General features: G+C 41.9%; 1 protein-coding gene. It reads right to left on the bottom strand.

The annotated features are described in order from the left end of the window. Positions 1-575, bottom strand: a 575-nt coding sequence (locus tag C1634_RS26210) for a hypothetical protein (RefSeq protein WP_394337115.1), incomplete at both ends; no start/stop codon positions are given.

Genomic DNA, 575 nt, shown 5'->3' on the forward strand with positions numbered 1-575 from the left:
TCATTAGCAGCATCTACAGAGAAAGTTGCACCATCTACAGAAAAACCATTGGTAGCACCCGAAGTAAATGCAAGAGTATGGATACCCTGTCCTACTGTTGTATTTTCAGACAATGTGCCACTGCTTTTATATATTCCTCCTGCACCAACTGATAAATCTACATTAGCTATCGTTCCATCATTGATTTTCAATGAAGTAACTGAATTTGGATTTATTGTGGTATTACCCGTATTATCTATTGCTAGATCTCCACTGGGAATAACTGAAGTCGCTACATTTGAAGCATTACCAATATAAATATTGCCACTCGTAAGGCCACTCCCTAAACCTGTATGATCACCAGCTACCCAAGAACTGCCATCCCATTTCAAGACCTGACCCGTTGTAGCTGACATCTGGGAAAGCTTTGATCCTGTCACTGAGCCATCACTAAGATCACTCGTTACAATGCTCCCATCCAGAATCTTTGCAGAGGTGACTGCATTATCCGATATCGTCGTGGTATTCGAATTAGCTCCAGAAGTAATATCTCCCGTCAAGGCTGCACGCTCAAAACTGCTCCCATTCAACGTAAT

It is taken from the genome of Chryseobacterium viscerum (genome assembly GCF_002899945.2).
In the GTDB taxonomy this organism is placed as follows: Bacteria; Bacteroidota; Bacteroidia; order Flavobacteriales; family Weeksellaceae; genus Chryseobacterium; species Chryseobacterium viscerum.